Consider the following 17,538-nt stretch of genomic DNA (forward strand, 5'->3'; position numbering starts at 1 on the left):
GGCTATTCTGGTAAGGGAAACTCATCCGGCAATCCGGGGAGGGTCCAGATGCCCGAAATTGACTTTTGGTATTCGATCGGCAGCACATACAGCTTTCTGACGATCATGCGCCTTGATGATTGGTGTGCCGAAAACGACGCCTCAGTGCGTTGGCGGCCGTTCAACGTGCGCAGCGTGATGTCCGAACAGCAGAACGTACCCTTTGCCGGCAAGCCGGCGAAATCTGCCTATATGTGGCGTGATATCGAACGCCGGGCGGCCAAGTATCACATCCATGCCAAGCTGCCCGCGCCCTACCCCATTTCGGACCTGCCTCTGGCCAATCAGATCGCCCTACTCGGGATGAATGAAGGTTGGGGCAAGGATTTCACCCAGAACCTCTACCGGATCTGGTTTGAAGACGGCGTCGAGGCAGGCAGCGAGACCGCTCTATCCGAGGCCCTTTTGCGGTGCCAGCAAGATCCCCGCCTTGTCCTTTCCCGCGCGCGCAGCCCCGATGCCGTCGCGGCGCTAGAGGCTGAAACCGAACAAGCAAAACGCCTCGGGGTTTTCGGCGCACCGAGCCTTGTTGTAAGGGGCGAGGTTTTCTGGGGTGATGACAGATTGGACGATGCTCTATCCTGGGTCCGGGTTGGCCACGTCGTTTGATCTTTATCCTTAGACAGCACATAACTTTGCGCTAGTTTTCCGCTATGCCCTATGAATGGAATCATACCTCGGACACCGAACAGGAATTGCGCCTCTGGCCGCATAACTCATTGCCCCCGCGCGGCGCGATGATCGTGATCCTGTCGGTCTTCACCTTCGGCCTTATTCCCGTTCTGGCCATGCTGGGATCGGTTGTTTTGTGGGGGTTGCTGCCCTTCCTGTTGCTGACGGTTCTGGGCCTGTGGCTTGCGATTCAGACGAACTACCGTGCACGCAGCGCAGTCGAGGTTCTGACCCTCAGCGGCTCACAGGCGCGTCTGGTCCATCAGTCTCCGGGAAAACAGCGGCAGGAATGGTCTTGCAACAGGTATTGGGCCCGCCCTGAGATGCACGAAACCGGTGGGCCGGTGCCGCACTACGTGACCTTGATCGGAGCCGGTCGCGAGGTCGAGATTGGCGCGTTTCTGTCCGAGGATGAAAGGATCACCCTCTATGACGACCTGATAGCAAAACTGCGCGGACCGGCCGCGCAGTAAAGGGGTTCAGTCTTAGCAGTCGCCGTTCGAGGCGGCGCATAAATGGTCTTTGACCATCGGACCGACCTTGCCGAAATCCATCTGACCGGTGTAGCGCGTCTTCAACTCGCCCATCACCTTGCCCATATCGCGGATCGAGCCCGCTCCGGTCGCGGTAATCGCGGTCTGAATCGCTTTCGAGACCTCGTCTTCATCCAGCTGCTTGGGCAGGAATTCCTCGATCACCGAGACTTCCAGCAATTCCCGTTCCGCGAGATCCAGACGTCCACCCTCTTCATAGGCGCGGGCGCTTTCCTTGCGCTGCTTGGTCATTTTACCAAGGATTTCAAGAACCTCGGCGTCGCCGCAGCCCTTGGCCTCTTCGTTTTGCGAGCCGCGCGCGGCGATATCGCGATCCTTGATCGCGGCATTGATCAACCGCAGAGTCGACAACCTTTCAGCTGCCTTGTCTTTCATCGCTTGCTTCAGGGCGGCATTCACCCGTGATCGCATGTCCATATGGTTTGTCCATCCCCATGACAAAGGAACCCCGAACATATCCAAACAAAAAGCGTGATACAACAGGGGGCGAATACCGCTAACCCATTGAAAAACAACAATAGCCCAAAAAATGATCAGACTTGACCCGAACGTATAACCCCCTTAGGTATGCGCCGATTTACCTGCAGGAGAGTTGCGCCATGGCCCAGAACGCCCCGTCCAAGCCCACCGCATGTCTGGCTTTGGCCGACGGAACTTTGTTCTACGGAATGGGCTTCGGCGCCACCGGACAGACCGTGGCTGAGCTGTGCTTCAACACTGCCATGACCGGCTACCAAGAGATCATGACCGACCCCTCCTATGCCGGGCAGATCGTCACCTTCACCTTCCCGCATATCGGCAATGTCGGCGTGAACCCTGAAGACGATGAAACCGGGGATCCGGTGGCTGCGGGCATGGTCGTCAAATGGGACCCAACCGAGCCGTCAAACTGGCGCTCAGCTGAAGAGCTGAAGGGCTGGCTGGAGCGTCGTGGCCGTATCGCAATCGGAGGCATCGACACCCGCCGCCTGACCCGCGCAATCCGCCAGCAGGGTGCACCGCATGTCGCGTTGGCCCATGACCCCGAGGGCAATTTCGACCTCGAAGCGCTGGTATCCGCCGCGCGCGGCTTTGCCGGGCTTGAGGGGATGGACCTCGCGAAAGACGTCACCTGCGCCCAAAGCTACCGCTGGGATGAGATGCGTTGGGCCTGGCCTGACGGCTACCAGCGGCAAGAGGCCCCTGCCCACAAGGTTGTCGCCCTTGATTTCGGCGCCAAGCGCAACATCCTGCGCTGCCTGGCGTCCGCAGGATGTGACGTGACCGTTCTGCCCGCAACCGCCACCGCGGCCGAGGTTCTGGCCCATGAGCCTGACGGCGTCTTCCTGTCCAACGGCCCCGGCGACCCGGCGGCCACGGGCGAATATGCCGTGCCGATGATCAAAGAGATCCTCGACACCACCAAGCTGCCGGTCTTCGGTATTTGCCTTGGTCACCAGATGCTGGCCTTGGCGCTTGGCGGGCAGACCGTCAAGATGAACCACGGCCACCACGGCGCGAACCACCCGGTCAAGGATCTGGAAACCGGCAAGGTCGAGATCACCTCGATGAACCACGGCTTTGCGGTCGATGCGCAGTCGCTGCCCGACGGCGTGGTGGAAACGCACCGCTCGCTGTTTGACGGCTCCAACTGCGGCATCCGCATGACCGACCGCCCGGTGTATTCGGTGCAATACCACCCCGAGGCCTCGCCCGGACCGCAGGACAGTTTCTACCTGTTCGAACGCTTTTCCAGCGCAATGGCGGACGCAAAAGCACAGGCATAAACACCAAAATTCCGTGTGTTTATCAGAGTTAACCGCGCGTTAACCTTAGTTGTTCAACCCTGACGCCAACAAAAGGCGTCGGGGTTTTTTTCTTTTATGGTTGATTTGAACGCACAACAAATCTCTGCAACAGATCCGATCCCGTCGCCTGAGCTTCGCAAACCCGTAGGAGCGTGTCTGGTTGATGCCGGAGTGATCACGCAGGACCAGCTGGATCACGCGCTGGACCTTCAGGCCCGCCAGAACGCCCCGCTCGGAGAAATTCTGGTGAGTGAAGGCTGGGCCATCCGCAAGGATGTTCTGGCCGCTTTGTCCGCGCAAACCAACCTGCAGATCGCCGATCTGGTGCAAACTCCGCCTTCTGCTGAGCTAAGCGCTCTCAAACCCATGGAGTTCTGGCTGCGGCACAATGTGATCCCGTGGCTGCGGATTGGTCCGTTTCTGTTCGTCGCCACCGCGCGACCGGATCGCTTTCCCGCGGTCTCGGCCGAAATGGCGAGCTATGATTTGACCATCGTTCCGGTTGTCGCGGCTGCCGATCAGATCGACCGCTCGATTGCGCAGATTTTCTCGAACCAGTTGGCCCAGAACGCCGAGGCCCGCGTGACCGAGGATCAGAGCTGCCGCACCTGGACCGCCTGGAGCCGAACCCGCAGCGCCAGCATTGTTGCGCTGGCGTTACTGGCCTTCGTCTCGTTTCCGCTGACTGGAATGGCCGTTCTGGCGACCGCGGCTGTGGTGTCGCTGCTGTTGTTCATGATCATGCGGTTCTCGGGCCTCTTGGCCTTTGCCTACCAAGCTTTGCGGCCGCAGCCTGCACCCTCCTCGCCGGTGACCGCTTTGCGGCAGCCCTGCGTGTCGATCATGGTTCCTTTGTACAAAGAACGTGAGATCGCATGCGCGCTGATCTGGCGCCTTCAGCGCCTGACCTACCCCAAGGCGCTTTTGGACGTGATTTTAGTGCTGGAGGAAAAAGACGATGTCACGCGGGACACATTGTCAAAGGTTGACCTTCCCGGTTGGATCCGAACCATCGAAGTACCTGAGCTGAACGGCCTGACCACCAAACCTCGCGCCATGAACTACGCTTTGGATTTCTGTCGGGGCGACATTCTCGGGGTTTGGGATGCCGAAGATGCCCCACAACCCGACCAGATTGAGCGGGTCGTTGATCATTTCACGCAGGCTGCACCTGACGTTGTCTGCCTCCAAGGCGCGCTGGATTACTACAACCCGCGCACCAACTGGCGCTCTCGCTGCTTTACCATCGAATATAACAGTTGGTTCCGCGTAATTCTTCCGGGGATCGCCAAGCTCGGGTTCGTGGTCCCTCTGGGCGGCACGACCTTCTTTTTTCGCCGCGACAAACTGCTGGAGCTTGGCGGATGGGACGCCCACAACGTGACCGAGGACGCCGATCTGGGCGTGCGCCTCTGCCGCGCCGGCTACCGGACCGAGATCGTGAACACCACCACCTTTGAAGAGGCCAACTTTCGCGCCTGGCCTTGGGTCAAGCAACGCTCGCGCTGGCTCAAAGGCTTCATGGTCACCTATCTTGTCCATATGCGTGCACCGCTGCGCCTGCTGCGAGATCTGGGGCCGCTGAAATTCATCGGCATTCAGGCATTTTTCATGGGTACGGTCGGGCAGTTTCTGCTGGCCCCCGTCTTGTGGATGTTCTGGCTGACCACGCTGGGGTTAGATAACCCATTCCTACAAGTGATCCCGATGCAGACCTTCAAAACCCTGATCTGGCTGTTTTTGGCCGCAGAAGCGTTGAACTTCATCATCGGCGTCATCGCCGTCTGGGCGAAAGAGCGACGGTTCCTGCTACCCTGGGTCCCTACGATGATCCTATACTTCCCACTGGGGGTCGTGGCGGCCTACAAAGCATTGTGGGAACTGGCCGCCAAACCGTTCTTCTGGGACAAAACCCAGCACGGGCAGGCTTCTGAGGACCTGCCGCCGCAGGACGCCTAGATCGCTTTGCGTTTGATTTGGATCGAAATACGCTGCCTCTCCCTACGGTCGAACGCGCATTTCGATAACTTTACCTGAGAAAAACGCAAAACGCTTTAGCCGTCGCGCCGGATCGCATCTTGCTTCAGCCGGGTCATGAACGCGACCGAGATATGCTCTTTCAGCGCTTTCGCCGCGCCCTCTTCGTCGCGCGCAGCGATGGCGTCGACGATACCCTTATGTTCGCTCTGCGCGATTTCACTGCGCCCTTGCGCCGCCAGAGACGTGGTCGCCATCAACGCCATGGTCCGATGCACAAGGTCCAGTTGTTGCACCAGATAGCGGTTGTGCGACGCCAAATGGATCTGCTCATGAAACCGTCGATTCGCCCGCGACAACGCCGCCGGATCATCGACCAGCGCATCATCCTCGGCGACCATCTCCTGCAACACGCGAATTTCTTCCTCGGTCGCATGTTTAGCAGCGAGGCTTGCGGCCAGCCCCTCCAACTCGCGCCGCACGATGTAAAGTTCGGCCATTTGGTTGTGGTTCAGGGAAGCCACGATCAGCGATCGCCCGTCCCGTTCAAGCAGAGACTGCGTTTCCAGACGTTGCAACGCCTCGCGAATGGGGGTGCGTGATACGCCGAACCGTTCGGCCAACTCGCTTTCGACCAGACGATCTCCGGGCTTGTAGATACCGACATCAATGGCGTCGAGTATTAGCGTATACGCGTCTTTGCTGGGGTGTCTGGATTGGGGCATGGGGCGATTGGTCTCCTCGTTCGGACCTGTCTATCCGTCCTGACCGTCTGCAATCAAGTGCGGCATTGAAAACCCTCCCGCAGCGCCCTACACCCAAGGCATGGTTAAACCGTCCTTCAGCCACGTCACGCAATGGGTGTTCGATCTGGACAACACCCTCTACCCGCCACAGATGCGCCTGTTCGATCAGATCGAGGTGTTGATGACGGATTACGTCGTGCAAGCCATCGGCGTCGACCGGGCCGAGGCTGACCGTCTGCGCGGGCACTACTGGCGTGAATACGGAACCACTCTGGCTGGTTTAATGGCCGAGCATGATCTGGACCCCGACCCTTACCTGCATGCGGTTCACCAAGTCGACTTGAGCCATATGGACCCAGACACCGAACTGGCTGACCACATACGCGCCCTGCCCGGTCGCCGCATCGTCTACACCAATGGCAGCGCCCCTTATGCCGAGCGTGTCCTTGAAGCGCGTGGGCTGACCGGTCTGTTTGATGCCATCTACGGGGTCGAGCATGCCGGATATCGGCCTAAACCCGAAAAGGCCGCGTTCGAGGCAATCTTTACACAGGACGGGATCACAGCGGAGACGGCCGCGATGTTCGAAGACGACCCGCGAAATCTGGCTGCCCCACATGAGATGGGAATGCGCACGGTTCACGTCGCACCCGACCCGCATGATGCCGATCATATCCACCATCATACCGACGATCTGACCGCCTTCCTCGCCCGCCTGCGATAGGCTGTCACACTGCGACGATCTGTATATTCTGCAGCTGCAAAATCATCCCTATATGCCGGTCTGCGACGAACAGAACGGAGACCCTGATGACCGCGACAATGATGCCGCAGCGCCTGCCGATTTGGCAGCGCCTTCTCTTTGCAATTCCCCTCTTTGGCTGGATGGCCCGCGACGTGGCCGATGGCCGCCCCGAGGACCTGGGCTATACCGCCGCTGCGATTGTGAGCATGTGGGGCTGTTCGGCATTGCTGTTTGGACTGCCGGGCCTATACATCCCTGCACTGATGATGGTTCCGGTGATGTTTCTGGTCCTCATCCTGATTTCGCGGGGCTGACACGCGGGACAGGATGTCGCTTGGCGCAGGGGCATGAACCGAACTAGGTTTTGCCGGGAACGGAGAATGCGCCATGACTGACAGCTGTGATATCCTGATTTCCGGCGGCGGCATCGCCGGGCTGACCGCTGCCGCCGCATTCGGCGCCGCTGGGTATAAAGTGGTATGCGTAGACCCAACACCGCCAATCACCGAACGCGACGTGGATGGCTCCGACCTGCGGACCACCGCGTTTCTGCAACCCTCCCGCATTTTGCTGGAACAATGCGGATTGTGGGACCGGCTGGACAGCCACGCCGCACCGCTGCAAGTTATGCGGATCGTTGACGCGGGCGGCGACGTTCCCGAACCGCGCGTCGTGCGGGACTTCAACGCCTCGGACATTTCCGAGCAACCTTTTGGCTGGAACCTGCCTAACTGGCTGCTGCGGCGCGAGATGGTTGCGCGCCTGTCCGAGCTGCCCAATGTCGATTTCCGACCCGGCACAGCGACGGTCAGCTTGTTCACACGCACCGCCGAGGCCCGAGTAGGGCTGAGCGACGGCAGCCGCATCCGCTGCAAGTTGGTGATCGCCGCGGACGGGCGCGACTCACCGATGCGTGAAGCCGCCGGGATTTCCGTTCACACCACGCGTTACGGCCAAAAGGCCCTGGCCTTTGCGGTGACACACCCCATTGCGCATGAGAATATCTCGACCGAGATCCACCGCTCTGGCGGGCCATTCACCTTGGTGCCCTTGCCCGATTGGCAGGGTCAGCCATCGTCGGCCATTGTCTGGATGGAGCGCGGTCCGCGCGCGGTCGAACTGCTGAACCTCGACGCCGAGGCCTTCGAGGTCGCGATGACTGAACGCTCCTGCGGGTTGTTTGGACCTTTGAAGCTGGCCTCACGCCGCACGATCTGGCCGATCATCAGCCAATCCGCCGAACGGTTGTCGGGTGAACGTATTGCCCTGATGGCCGAAGCCGCCCACGTCGTGCCGCCCATCGGCGCGCAGGGTCTAAACATGTCTCTGGGCGATCTGCGAACGCTGCTGGACCTTGCACAGGCTCGGCCCGACACTCTGGGCGATGCACAGATGCTTGAGGCCTACCACAAAGCCCGCCATGCCGAGATCGAGCTGCGCGTGAAGGGGATCGACCTTCTGAACCGCACCTCAATGCTTGAGGCGCGACCCCTGAGGGATGCACGCGCCATGGGCCTCAACGCGCTTTATTCCATGGCGCCGGTACGCAAGACGTTGATGCAGATGGGCCTCGGTATGCGCTGAGGCCCAAGTGGCTTACAGAACCTGATCCAACACGCGCTTCAAACGCGCAATCGTACCATCAACGTCATAGAGCTTGTCGAGACCGAACAGACCCAGCCGGAAGGTGCTGAAACCAGCAGGCTCATCACATTGCAGAGGCACGCCAGCCGCGATCTGCATTCCCAACGCGGCGAATTTCTTGCCATTCTGAATCTCGGGATCGGCGGTGTAGCTGACCACAACGCCCGGAGCGCCAAAGCCCTCGGCCGCGACCGAAACGATGCCCTTGTCCTTCAGCATCGCGCGCACGCCATTGCCCAAGGCCCACTGCGCCTCGCGCAGTTTTTCAAAGCCGTAGTCCTGTGTCTCGGCCATCGTATCGCGGAATGCGCGCAGCGCGTCGGTTGGCATGGTCGCGTGATAGGCATGACCGCCGTCCTCATAGGCCTGCATGATTTGCCGCCACTTCTTGAGGTCAATGGCAAAGCTGTCGGACTGAGTGTCCTGCAACCGCGCCTCGGCCCGTTCGGACAGCATGACAAGACCGGCACAAGGCGACGCGCTCCACCCCTTCTGCGGGGCCGAGATCAGAACATCGACGCCGGTAGCCTTCATGTCGACCCACACGCAGCCGGACGCGATGCAATCCAGAACCATCAGCGCGCCGACCTCATGCGCGGCTGCGGCCATGGCCGAGACATAGTCATCCGGAAGAATCACCCCGGCCGAGGTTTCCACATGCGGCGCAAACACCACATCCGGGCGCTGCTCGCGGATCGCCGCAACCACATCGTCAATTGGTGCGGGCGCAAAAGGCGAAGGACTGTCATTACCGGTCTCACGCGCCTTCATCACCGTGACCGATCCGGTCAGAGCGCCGTTTTCGATAATCTGGCTCCAACGGTAGGAAAACCACCCATTGCGCACCACCAAGACATTGGCATCACGGGCAAATTGACGGGCCACGGCCTCCATCCCATAGGTGCCACCACCGGGGATGATGGCAATGCCATCCGCATTGTAGACCTGTTTCAGCATGCCCGAGATATCGCGCATCACCAGCTGAAAGCTGGCAGACATGTGATTCAGGGATCGGTCCGTGAACACAACCGAAAATTCTTCGAGGCCATTTGGGTCGATGGAATTCAGCAAGGCGGGCATTTGATGTCCTTTCAATCAGTGTTGACGGCACCTTCAACACATTATCATTGCGGGTAAAGCGCATTTCCGACGAAAAGGTGACGCAAAGTCATCTTTGTTTTTCAGTAAAAATTAACCCTCATACGCGCCAATATTTTAGTATTGACGCCAACTAGTATCACATACCCTTTACACTTCTGCGTGCTTCTGCCCAGATGCATACACTTTTAAAACGAAGGGAAATTAGAACCCGTGACTGCAAATAAGCGGATCAGCTTTCAGAGTGTTCGAGATGAGGTAAAACGCAGGATCGAAAGCCGAATTTGGCCTCAGGGATCATTGCTGCCGACCGAGACCCAGCTGGCGGAAGAATTCAATTGCGCCCGCGCGACCGTTAACCGCGCCCTGCGCGAACTGGCTGATCAGGGGGTCGTCGAACGCAAACGCAAAAGCGGAACACGCGTCAAGAAAGAGCCCAGCAAACATGCTAAGCTGGAGTTTTCGTTGACACGTCAGGTGGTTGAAAACCAGAACGCGGCGTATCGCTATGCTCTGGTCGAGCGCAACATTGTCACCAGCCCCGGCTGGCTGGCATCGCAGCTCAGCGTGGCGCCAGACGCGCGCATCCTGCACGTCATTTGCATGCACTACGCCGACAACAGGCCATTTCAATTGGAAGAGCGCTGGATCAACCTTGATACTGTCCCCGAAGTCGAGCAGGCCGACCTGAGCGATAATGGCCCACATGAATGGCTACTGAATGCAGCGCCGTTCACCGATGCCGAGGTCGCCTTTTGCGCCGTGTCGGCCGACAGCCGGTTGGCCGAGTTCATGGGTACCACCGCAGGCACGTCGATGATTCGATTGGAGCGCACAACCTGGAAGGATGAAAAGCCCCTGACCTTTGCGCGGATGACGCATCATCCGGGCTTCTGCATTCGCACCAAGTACTGATCCGGTTCAACCAATTGGTCCGGGCAACCGTTCTTCGCTGAGCAAGACATTTGCCTCCACATCGCCGGCACCGGGAAGGGTCATGATCCGCCGCCGCAGGACCCGTTCGAAATCCGACAGATCTCGCGCCACCACGCGCAGGCGGTAATCGTATAACCCCAGAACATGCTCGACGGTCTGTACCTCGGGGATGGCGCTGACGGCGCGCTCGAAATCCTCAAGACTCACCTGCCCCTTGCGCGCCAGTTTAACTCCTAGGAAGACGGTGACACCAAACCCCAAAGCCTCGGCGTTCAGGCGTAGACGACGGCCCTTTATTACGCCCGCCTCTTCCAACCGGCGAATGCGCCGCCATGTGGCGGGTTGCGACAGGTCCAGTCGACGCCCAAGCGCACCGGCGCTTTGGGTTGCGTCCTGCACCAGTGCGCGGAGAATCTTGCGGTCGATCTCATCCAGCTCGATCATACTGGCAGTACCTCATCCCGTTTGACGCGCGCGATGTGCATCAAGGCCTCGATATCGGCGATATGCGGTAGGGTCAGAATGCGGTCCCGATAGACCTGCTGATAGTGGGCCATGTCCCGCGCTAGTACCGAAAGGCGCACATCCACGCGGCCAAGGAAGGTCTGAATTTCGATCACCTCAGCAACCTCGCGCGCGGCCGCGGTGAATTCGTCAAACGCCCGAGCCTGCGTCTTGTCCAGCGTGATCCGCAACGAGACCTCAACCGCGTAGCCCAAGGCGGCCCAGTCGATCACGGCCTCTTGGCCTTCGATCACCCCTGCCGCCTGCATCTTTTCTATACGCCTCCAGCAAACACCCGAACTGATACGGCACCGTTCAGCAAGTTCTGCCGTTGTCAGGCTTGGGTCCGACTGGAAATGGCGCAGTATCCGCCGATCAACATCATCAAGCATGATTTTTTCACGTTTCCAAAATTCAGAGAATTATTCTTCATCTTTTTTACAAATACTCAATCTCAACCCTATCGCCAACACCAAAGGCTCAGGCTAAAAGCACAGCAATCGAAACAGAAAGGACCAGCAAAATGCGCGTCTACTACGATCGCGATTGCGACATCAACCTGATCAAAGACAAAAAAGTGGCCATCCTGGGCTATGGCTCGCAAGGCCACGCGCACGCGCTGAACTTGCGCGACTCGGGTGCGAAGAACCTGGTCGTCGCCCTGCGCGAAGGTTCGCCCTCGGCCAAGAAAGCCGAAGCTGAAGGCCTGACGGTCATGGGTATCGCCGAAGCGGCAGCATGGTGCGACGTCATCATGTTCACCATGCCCGACGAACTGCAGGCTGAAACCTACAAGAAATACGTGCATGACAACATCAAGCCGGGCTCGGCCATTGCCTTCGCGCACGGCCTGAACGTCCATTTCGGCCTGATCGAGCCTAAAGAAGGCGTCGATGTCATCATGATGGCCCCCAAAGGCCCCGGCCACACCGTGCGTGGCGAATACACCAAAGGTGGCGGCGTGCCTTGCCTTGTTGCCGTCAACAACGACGCAACCGGCAAAGCACTGGAAATCGGCCTGTCCTATTGCTCGGCCATCGGTGGCGGCCGTTCGGGCATCATCGAGACCAACTTCCGTGAAGAATGCGAAACCGACCTGTTCGGCGAGCAGGCCGTTCTGTGCGGTGGCCTGGTTGAGCTGATCCGCTGTGGCTTTGAAACTCTGGTCGAAGCGGGCTACGCGCCCGAGATGGCCTATTTTGAGTGTCTGCACGAAGTGAAGCTGATCGTTGACCTGATCTATGAAGGCGGCATCGCCAACATGGATTACTCGATCTCGAACACGGCCGAGTACGGCCAGTACGTCACAGGCCCGCGTATCCTGAAATACGACGAGACCAAAGCGCGTATGAAAGAGGTTCTGAACGACATCCAACAGGGTAAATTCGTTCGCGACTTCATGCTGGAAAACGCCGTTGGCCAGCCGACCATCAAAGCCTCGCGCCGCGCCAATGACGAGCACATGATCGAGGAAACCGGTGCCAAACTGCGCGCCATGATGCCCTGGATCTCGGCCGGCAAAATGGTCGACAAAGAAAAGAACTAAGCCCGGCACCCGTTGGCGAAAGGGCGGCCCATATGGCCGCCTTTTTTCATTTGAACCCGCTTAAATCTCAGCCCATAAACGCCTGACCAAAGGCGATTTTTTTACCCTAAGCAACAGGTACTAACATGGTGTCCCAGCCCACAAAACAGGATTGGATTGGCGTCTTCTCGCTTGGCCTTATCTGGGGCGGTACATTCATGGTCGTGGCCATGGCGCTTGAGGGGTATGGCCCAATCACGGTTGCAACGTCTCGCACTACGCTTGGCGCTTTGACACTGCTCTTGCTGATGCGGATCACCGGACGCCGGTTTCCAACGCTCACCCCGACACTCAGCGGCTCAATCATCCTGATCGGCGTGCTGTCCACGGCAATACCATTCATGCTGCTCAGTTGGGGACAGCAATTTGTGCCGTCGGCCTTTGCGGGCCTGTCTATGGCGGCTATCCCCTTGATGGTGCTGCCACTGGCGCATTTCTTCTCGGACGAAGCGCTCAACCTGCGTCGATTTCTGGGGGTGTGCCTTGGGTTTTCCGGCGCATTGGTCCTGATTGGTCCGGGGCTTTTGCAACTGGGCCAAGGAACCGAGCCGCTTGCGCAAATGGCCTGCATCACGGCGGCATTGTGCTATGCGGTTTCATCCATCCTGACGCGGCGGTGCCCTCCGATTGATCCGGTTGCACTGGCCGCCCTGACCCTGCTGGTGGGCGCGGCGCTGCTGCTGCCGATCATGCTGATGACCGAGGGGTTGCCCGAATGGCAAGGCACCCGACCCACTCTGGCGCTGATCGTATTGGGCCTGGTGCCGACGGCCTTGGCGAACCTCTTGCGTGTCTCGATCACGCGCAGCGCGGGGTCGGTATTTCTGACCCTCGTGAACTATCAGGTCCCCGTCTGGTCGATGGTTTTCGGAGCTTGGATTTTGTCTGAGGCCCTGCCTCTGCGATTCTACATCGCACTGACTTTGATCCTGACGGGCATGGCCATCAGCCAGTGGTTCAGCCTGCGCAAAGCTCTGATGGGCCGCTAGGACGCCGCTGCCTCGACCTCGGCCACGATGCCATCAACCACCTGCGTCAACAGGGTGGCGTCTTCACATTCAGCCATGACACGGATCAGAGGCTCGGTCCCTGACTTGCGGATCAGCAGACGACCCTGCCCGTTCAAGCGCGCTTCGGCATCGGCAATCGCGGCTTGAACGCTGGCAACCTCAAGCGGCAGTTGACCCTGTTGATAGCGCACATTCTTCAACAGCTGAGGCACCGTTTCAAATTGCTGCGCAAGCTCAGAGGCTTTGCGTCCAGTTAGAACCATCTCCGACAGGAAATGCAGACCCGCCATCAGGCCGTCGCCGGTTGTGGCATAGTCGCTCATGACGATATGGCCGGATTGCTCGCCACCGAGGTTGAATCCGCCCTGACGCATCCGTTCCACGACATAGCGATCGCCAACTGCCGTCCGCTCCAGCCGCAGGCCTTGCCCTTGCAGGTGCCGCTCCAACCCGAGGTTGGACATGACCGTCGCCACTAAAGCACCGCCACGCAGCTGTTCGGCGCGGGCCCACGCCCCGGCTAACAAAGCCATCAGCTGATCGCCATCGGCAACATTGCCGTTTTCGTCAATCATGACGACCCGATCCGCGTCGCCATCGAGGCAGATACCAACATCCGCGCCATGTGAAACAACGGTTTCCGCAGCCACGCGCGGTTTGGTCGAACCACATTCGAGATTGATGTTCTTGCCGTTCGGCGACACGCCCATTGGGATGACTTCGGCACCAAGCTCCCACAGGACTTCAGGCGCCGTTCGGTGGGCCGCACCATTGGCGCAGTCGATCACCACTTTCAAACCATCCAGACGCACATCGCGCGGAAGCGAGGATTTGACCCGCTCGCCATAGCGGAACCGCGCGTCATCAACCCGACGGGCACGCCCGATATTCTGCGCCTGAGCGGGGCTGACGCCTTCTTCGATCAAACGCTCAATCTCAAGCTCGGCCTGATCTGAGAGTTTATATCCGTCAGGCCCGAAGAACTTTATACCATTATCTTCCGCTGGATTGTGGCTGGCCGAAATCATAACGCCCAGATCCGCGCGCATGGATTGGGTCATCAGCCCGACCGCAGGGGTCGGCACCGGACCCAGCAGCAATACGTTCATGCCAGTCGAAGTCAAACCCGCCGTCAGCGCGTTTTCCAGCATATAGCCGGACAGGCGCGTATCCTTGCCGATGACCACGCGGTGAACTCCGGTCGTGTCGCGCCGGAAATAGCGCCCGACCGCCGCACCTATGCGCAAGGCCATTTCTGCTGTCATCGGATGCGTATTGGCTGTGCCTCGCACACCGTCAGTTCCGAACAGCTTGCGCATAGTCGACTCTCCGTAAATTCTGCTTGTGACCGGATTAACGGACGGCAGCCCATAGGCGCAAGGCCTGAGCGGTCTCGGCCACGTCATGGACCCGAATGATCTGCACGCCCTGGGACAATCCGTCCAGAGCAACCGCGATTGATCCCGGCGCGCGTGCGGTTTTTCGCGGCTCCTGCCCGATGGAGCCGATAAAGCCCTTGCGCGAGACACCCAGTAGAATCGGGCAGCCTAGACCATGGAACAGGCTTAGGTTACGTAGCAGGGCCAGATTGTGCTCCTCGGTTTTGCCGAAACCGATGCCGGGATCGACGATAATCAGATCTCTGTTCAGGCCTAACGCCTCGAGCCGTTCAATCTGACCGGCCAGGAAATCGTAGACATCCAGCACGACGTTTTCATAGACCGGATTGTCCTGCATGGTCGCGGGATCGCCCTGCATATGCATGACACACACAGGCGCGCCCAGCCCTGCGCAGAATGGCGCAAGCTCCGGGTCGAAGGTGAAGCCCGAGACATCATTGACCAGCCCCGCCCCGGCCTCGCAAGCCGCTTTGGCCACAACGGCCTTGCGGGTGTCGATTGAGATCAAAGCATTCGTTTCAGCCCGGATCGCTTCGATCACCGGGCGGGTCCGGGCGATCTCTTGGTCTGCTGGGACTAAATCTGCACCAGGACGCGTAGATTCTCCGCCGATATCCAGAATCGTGGCGCCGTGTGAGACCATCTCAAGGGCTCCGGCCTGCGCGGCCTCGATCGAGCTGTGGATGCCACCGTCCGAGAAGCTGTCAGGCGTTGCGTTCAGGATACCCATTATATGAGGGCGCGCCATATCCAAACCGGACAGCGCCGCGCGCGGTCGGCTGAGGCGCTGTAGCACATCCGCGGGGATATCCGCTGCAGCTACGACCTGAGACGCTCCATCGCGCGAAAGCGCTTCGGCATGAGTGAACCAGAGCGACTGTCCGGCCATAGGCACGGCGTCATCGGGACGAGCCGTACCGTGCTGGACCAGCGGTCGGTAGTAGCGGCTCACAATTGTGCCTGATCAATGGCCACAGCACGCAGCGGCGTTTTCGGCTCTTTCGGCAAGGCGCCTCCGATCACCATCATCTCGCTGGCCTCAAAGGTGGCGGCAAACCATGCCGCCAGCGCAACTGCGTCGGAGGGCGCGGCAGAGGGGCCGTCGACAGCATCCAGAACGATCTTTGACGGGGCCCAGACGCAAATCTGGCCGTTCTTCATCGCCCAATCCAGCTCGGTCCGGGTCGACACAACCACGCAGCGATGATCGCACGCGGCCAGAACCCACGCGTTCTGTTCGATCGACAAAAGGTCGATGCGGCGCTGGGTCATAGCGTGACCCGTCTGCGGTACTGGAAGGTCCGAGGCCCCGACACACAGGATCAAGGGACGCTGACGGTTTTCCAACTGATCGATCCAGCCGGTCAGATTGTCCGACGCCATCGCCTCATTCGATAGATAAACAAGACGTGGATGAGGGCGTTCCTCTTCGACGACGTCGTGATGCACAGCGTCCTTGCCGCGCACGATCTCGACCCCAAGCGCACCGGGGCCACGATCAAGCTTTTCGATCCGGACAAAAACGCGAACCGCTTGCGGCTCCAGCAGGATACGTTCGGCCACACGTTCAGCCAGCGTTTCCAACAGGTTCAGACGCTCGGCCGCCAGTTCATAAGCAATCGCCTCGGTCACGCGGTCATAGGACAGGATACGATCCACATCATCGTCAATATCCGAGGTCAGCGGACGCACCTCAACCACGATATTAAAGCAGATACGCTGGGTTGTGCCGCGTTCGGCCTGAAAGGCACCGATCTCAACCTCGACAGTATGATCACGGAGCGAGATGCGATCCAAAGGCCCTCTGGGCGAGGTCGCCTCGGACCGTTCAGAGGGGTGCGCAAAAGCGAGGCGGATTTCAGAACTCATGGGTCAGGCCTTCTTGGGCTCGGTGAAACTTTCGCCCAGTTTAGGCGTTTCGAGGGCCTATAGCATTCATACAAACGCCATTCCAACCGCTGATTTCGACGCTTTTTCTGCGTGCAATGGTATACGCTGCGCCTTGAATTCAAGACGCAGCGCTAGACCTGCCTCAGTTGCTCGCAGTGCGGTAATTGTGACGGTAGAAGATGTGAACACCAATCTTCGCCGTCTGTTTATAAACCCGCGCCCAGGACGGGCGAACCGCAGTGGTATGATAGTGGGTCGCCCCTTCGGTCAGCTCTTTGGCAACGCCATCCATCGCCGCGCGGGCGACTTTCGAGACACGCTCAAAGGCTTTCTTCTCGTGGATCACTTCCTTGCGGCCATCACATGTATAGGTGAACTGGCACTGGTACTTTTTACCGGTCCCCTGACGGATCACACCGCAAAGGCTGTCGGGAAAGCGGCTGCTCTTGACCCGGTTCAGGATAACCTCGGCCACTGCAAACTGCCCGCGCACGCTTTCGCCGCGGGCTTCAAAATACAGCGCCTCTGACAGGCATTTCCAGTTTTCATCTCCAGACGCTTTGGGCTGTTGGTCCAGCCAATCCTTAGAATAGGATACTTTGATCGGTTCCACCACTTTGCGCGGCTGGAACAATTTTAGATAATCCCGAAAGCTCTGACCCGGCAATTCACTGCGGGTAACTAGTTCTTTCTTATTGGCATCCGTAGCTTCCCTCTCAGCGTAGGACGCACTCGGCAGCACGGTTGCCGCCAATGTGGCAACAGCCATTATGTAACGTAGCATCAGATAACCTCGCACAGGCACTTCACGCGCCAAACCCTCCCCCGGCGGGCGCGACGAGGCATTTAGCGCAGTCTTGCGCAAAGGTCCAGATCAGAGACAAATACAAGTGGAAATTCGCTCGTGGAGAAAAACAATTCCGCCACAAGTTCGCTTATTGACCACTAATC

The 17,538-nt window shown here is 59.1% G+C and carries 19 protein-coding genes; 10 read left to right on the top strand and 9 right to left on the bottom strand.

What is annotated here, in order from left to right:
- Window positions 1-48 precede the first annotated feature (48 nt).
- Together ACR0AI_RS04465 and ACR0AI_RS04470 are read left to right on the top strand one after the other, a co-directional pair.
- A complete protein-coding gene (locus ACR0AI_RS04465) occupies window positions 49-648 on the top strand; it encodes a DsbA family protein (RefSeq protein WP_480671888.1) in 600 nt (199 codons plus the stop codon).
- Between the two features lie 44 nt (window positions 649-692).
- Window positions 693-1,184, top strand: a complete 492-nt coding sequence (locus ACR0AI_RS04470; RefSeq protein WP_480671890.1) for a DUF2244 domain-containing protein — start codon at window positions 693-695, stop codon at window positions 1,182-1,184.
- Between the two features lie 12 nt (window positions 1,185-1,196).
- Here the strand turns inward: ACR0AI_RS04470 and ACR0AI_RS04475 are convergent, their stop codons facing one another.
- Window positions 1,197-1,682 (bottom strand): GatB/YqeY domain-containing protein, encoded by a 486-nt coding sequence (locus ACR0AI_RS04475; RefSeq protein WP_170457931.1) that lies wholly within the window; start codon window positions 1,680-1,682, stop codon window positions 1,197-1,199.
- A 182-nt stretch (window positions 1,683-1,864) separates the two neighbouring features.
- Between ACR0AI_RS04475 and carA the strand changes: the two genes are divergently transcribed.
- Window positions 1,865-3,031 carry a glutamine-hydrolyzing carbamoyl-phosphate synthase small subunit gene (gene carA / locus ACR0AI_RS04480; protein WP_480671892.1) on the top strand — a complete coding sequence of 389 codons (1,167 nt, stop codon included), beginning with the start codon at window positions 1,865-1,867 and terminating at the stop codon, window positions 3,029-3,031.
- Between the two features lie 96 nt (window positions 3,032-3,127).
- Window positions 3,128-5,011, top strand: a complete 1,884-nt coding sequence (locus ACR0AI_RS04485) for a glycosyltransferase family 2 protein (protein WP_480671895.1) — start codon at window positions 3,128-3,130, stop codon at window positions 5,009-5,011.
- Window positions 5,012-5,106: 95 nt separating this feature from the next.
- On the opposite strand, the gene ACR0AI_RS04490 is transcribed toward ACR0AI_RS04485, so the two are convergent.
- Window positions 5,107-5,754: a GntR family transcriptional regulator gene (locus tag ACR0AI_RS04490; RefSeq protein WP_480671897.1), complete on the bottom strand. Its 648-nt coding sequence runs from the start codon at window positions 5,752-5,754 to the stop codon at window positions 5,107-5,109.
- A 100-nt stretch (window positions 5,755-5,854) separates the two neighbouring features.
- Between ACR0AI_RS04490 and ACR0AI_RS04495 the strand changes: the two genes are divergently transcribed.
- The 3 genes from ACR0AI_RS04495 to ACR0AI_RS04505 all read left to right on the top strand — a co-directional run bounded on the left by ACR0AI_RS04495 (window position 5,855) and on the right by ACR0AI_RS04505 (window position 8,104).
- On the top strand, window positions 5,855-6,499 hold the full coding sequence (locus tag ACR0AI_RS04495) for a pyrimidine 5'-nucleotidase (protein WP_170642214.1): 645 nt from the start codon (window positions 5,855-5,857) through the stop codon (window positions 6,497-6,499).
- Between the two features lie 86 nt (window positions 6,500-6,585).
- Window positions 6,586-6,834, top strand: a complete 249-nt coding sequence (locus tag ACR0AI_RS04500) for a hypothetical protein (RefSeq protein WP_170470040.1) — start codon at window positions 6,586-6,588, stop codon at window positions 6,832-6,834.
- Window positions 6,835-6,907: 73 nt separating this feature from the next.
- Window positions 6,908-8,104: a UbiH/UbiF family hydroxylase gene (locus ACR0AI_RS04505; protein ID WP_480671899.1), complete on the top strand. Its 1,197-nt coding sequence runs from the start codon at window positions 6,908-6,910 to the stop codon at window positions 8,102-8,104.
- A 12-nt stretch (window positions 8,105-8,116) separates the two neighbouring features.
- Here ACR0AI_RS04505 and ACR0AI_RS04510 read toward each other — a convergent pair whose 3' ends face one another.
- Window positions 8,117-9,244, bottom strand: coding sequence for an aminotransferase class V-fold PLP-dependent enzyme (locus ACR0AI_RS04510; RefSeq protein WP_480671901.1), 1,128 nt, complete (start codon window positions 9,242-9,244; stop codon window positions 8,117-8,119).
- A 231-nt stretch (window positions 9,245-9,475) separates the two neighbouring features.
- On the opposite strand from ACR0AI_RS04510, the gene ACR0AI_RS04515 reads away from it, so the two are divergent.
- Window positions 9,476-10,177 (top strand): GntR family transcriptional regulator, encoded by a 702-nt coding sequence (locus ACR0AI_RS04515; protein WP_480671903.1) that lies wholly within the window; start codon window positions 9,476-9,478, stop codon window positions 10,175-10,177.
- Between the two features lie 6 nt (window positions 10,178-10,183).
- On the opposite strand, the gene ACR0AI_RS04520 is transcribed toward ACR0AI_RS04515, so the two are convergent.
- The gene (locus tag ACR0AI_RS04520) at window positions 10,184-10,642 is read right to left on the bottom strand and encodes an Lrp/AsnC family transcriptional regulator (RefSeq protein WP_170376412.1); all 459 of its coding nucleotides are present in this window, start codon (window positions 10,640-10,642) and stop codon (window positions 10,184-10,186) included.
- Entirely contained in the window at window positions 10,639-11,094 is a 456-nt protein-coding gene (locus tag ACR0AI_RS04525; RefSeq protein WP_480671905.1) for an Lrp/AsnC family transcriptional regulator, read from the bottom strand. The genes ACR0AI_RS04520 and ACR0AI_RS04525 overlap by 4 nt, the downstream gene beginning before the upstream one ends.
- A 131-nt stretch (window positions 11,095-11,225) precedes the next feature.
- Between ACR0AI_RS04525 and ilvC the strand changes: the two genes are divergently transcribed.
- Complete coding sequence (gene ilvC, locus ACR0AI_RS04530) at window positions 11,226-12,248, top strand: ketol-acid reductoisomerase (RefSeq protein WP_170665343.1); 1,023 nt, start codon at window positions 11,226-11,228, stop codon at window positions 12,246-12,248.
- Between the two features lie 125 nt (window positions 12,249-12,373).
- Window positions 12,374-13,276 carry a DMT family transporter gene (locus ACR0AI_RS04535; protein ID WP_480671907.1) on the top strand — a complete coding sequence of 301 codons (903 nt, stop codon included), beginning with the start codon at window positions 12,374-12,376 and terminating at the stop codon, window positions 13,274-13,276.
- Here the strand turns inward: ACR0AI_RS04535 and glmM are convergent.
- From glmM to ACR0AI_RS04555, 4 genes are all read right to left on the bottom strand, one after another.
- On the bottom strand, window positions 13,273-14,616 hold the full coding sequence (glmM, locus tag ACR0AI_RS04540) for a phosphoglucosamine mutase (protein ID WP_480671909.1): 1,344 nt from the start codon (window positions 14,614-14,616) through the stop codon (window positions 13,273-13,275). The genes ACR0AI_RS04535 and glmM overlap by 4 nt on opposite strands.
- Window positions 14,617-14,650: 34 nt before the next feature.
- Window positions 14,651-15,649 (bottom strand): dihydropteroate synthase, encoded by a 999-nt coding sequence (gene folP, locus ACR0AI_RS04545; protein ID WP_480671911.1) that lies wholly within the window; start codon window positions 15,647-15,649, stop codon window positions 14,651-14,653.
- Entirely contained in the window at window positions 15,646-16,566 is a 921-nt protein-coding gene (locus tag ACR0AI_RS04550; protein ID WP_480671913.1) for a dihydroneopterin aldolase, read from the bottom strand. Before ACR0AI_RS04550 ends, folP begins: the two co-directional genes overlap by 4 nt.
- 163 nt (window positions 16,567-16,729) lie before the next feature.
- Window positions 16,730-17,371, bottom strand: a complete 642-nt coding sequence (locus tag ACR0AI_RS04555; protein WP_480671915.1) for a cell wall hydrolase — start codon at window positions 17,369-17,371, stop codon at window positions 16,730-16,732.
- Window positions 17,372-17,538: the final 167 nt, after the last annotated feature.

Source organism: Ruegeria sp. BG3 (assembly GCF_056538485.1).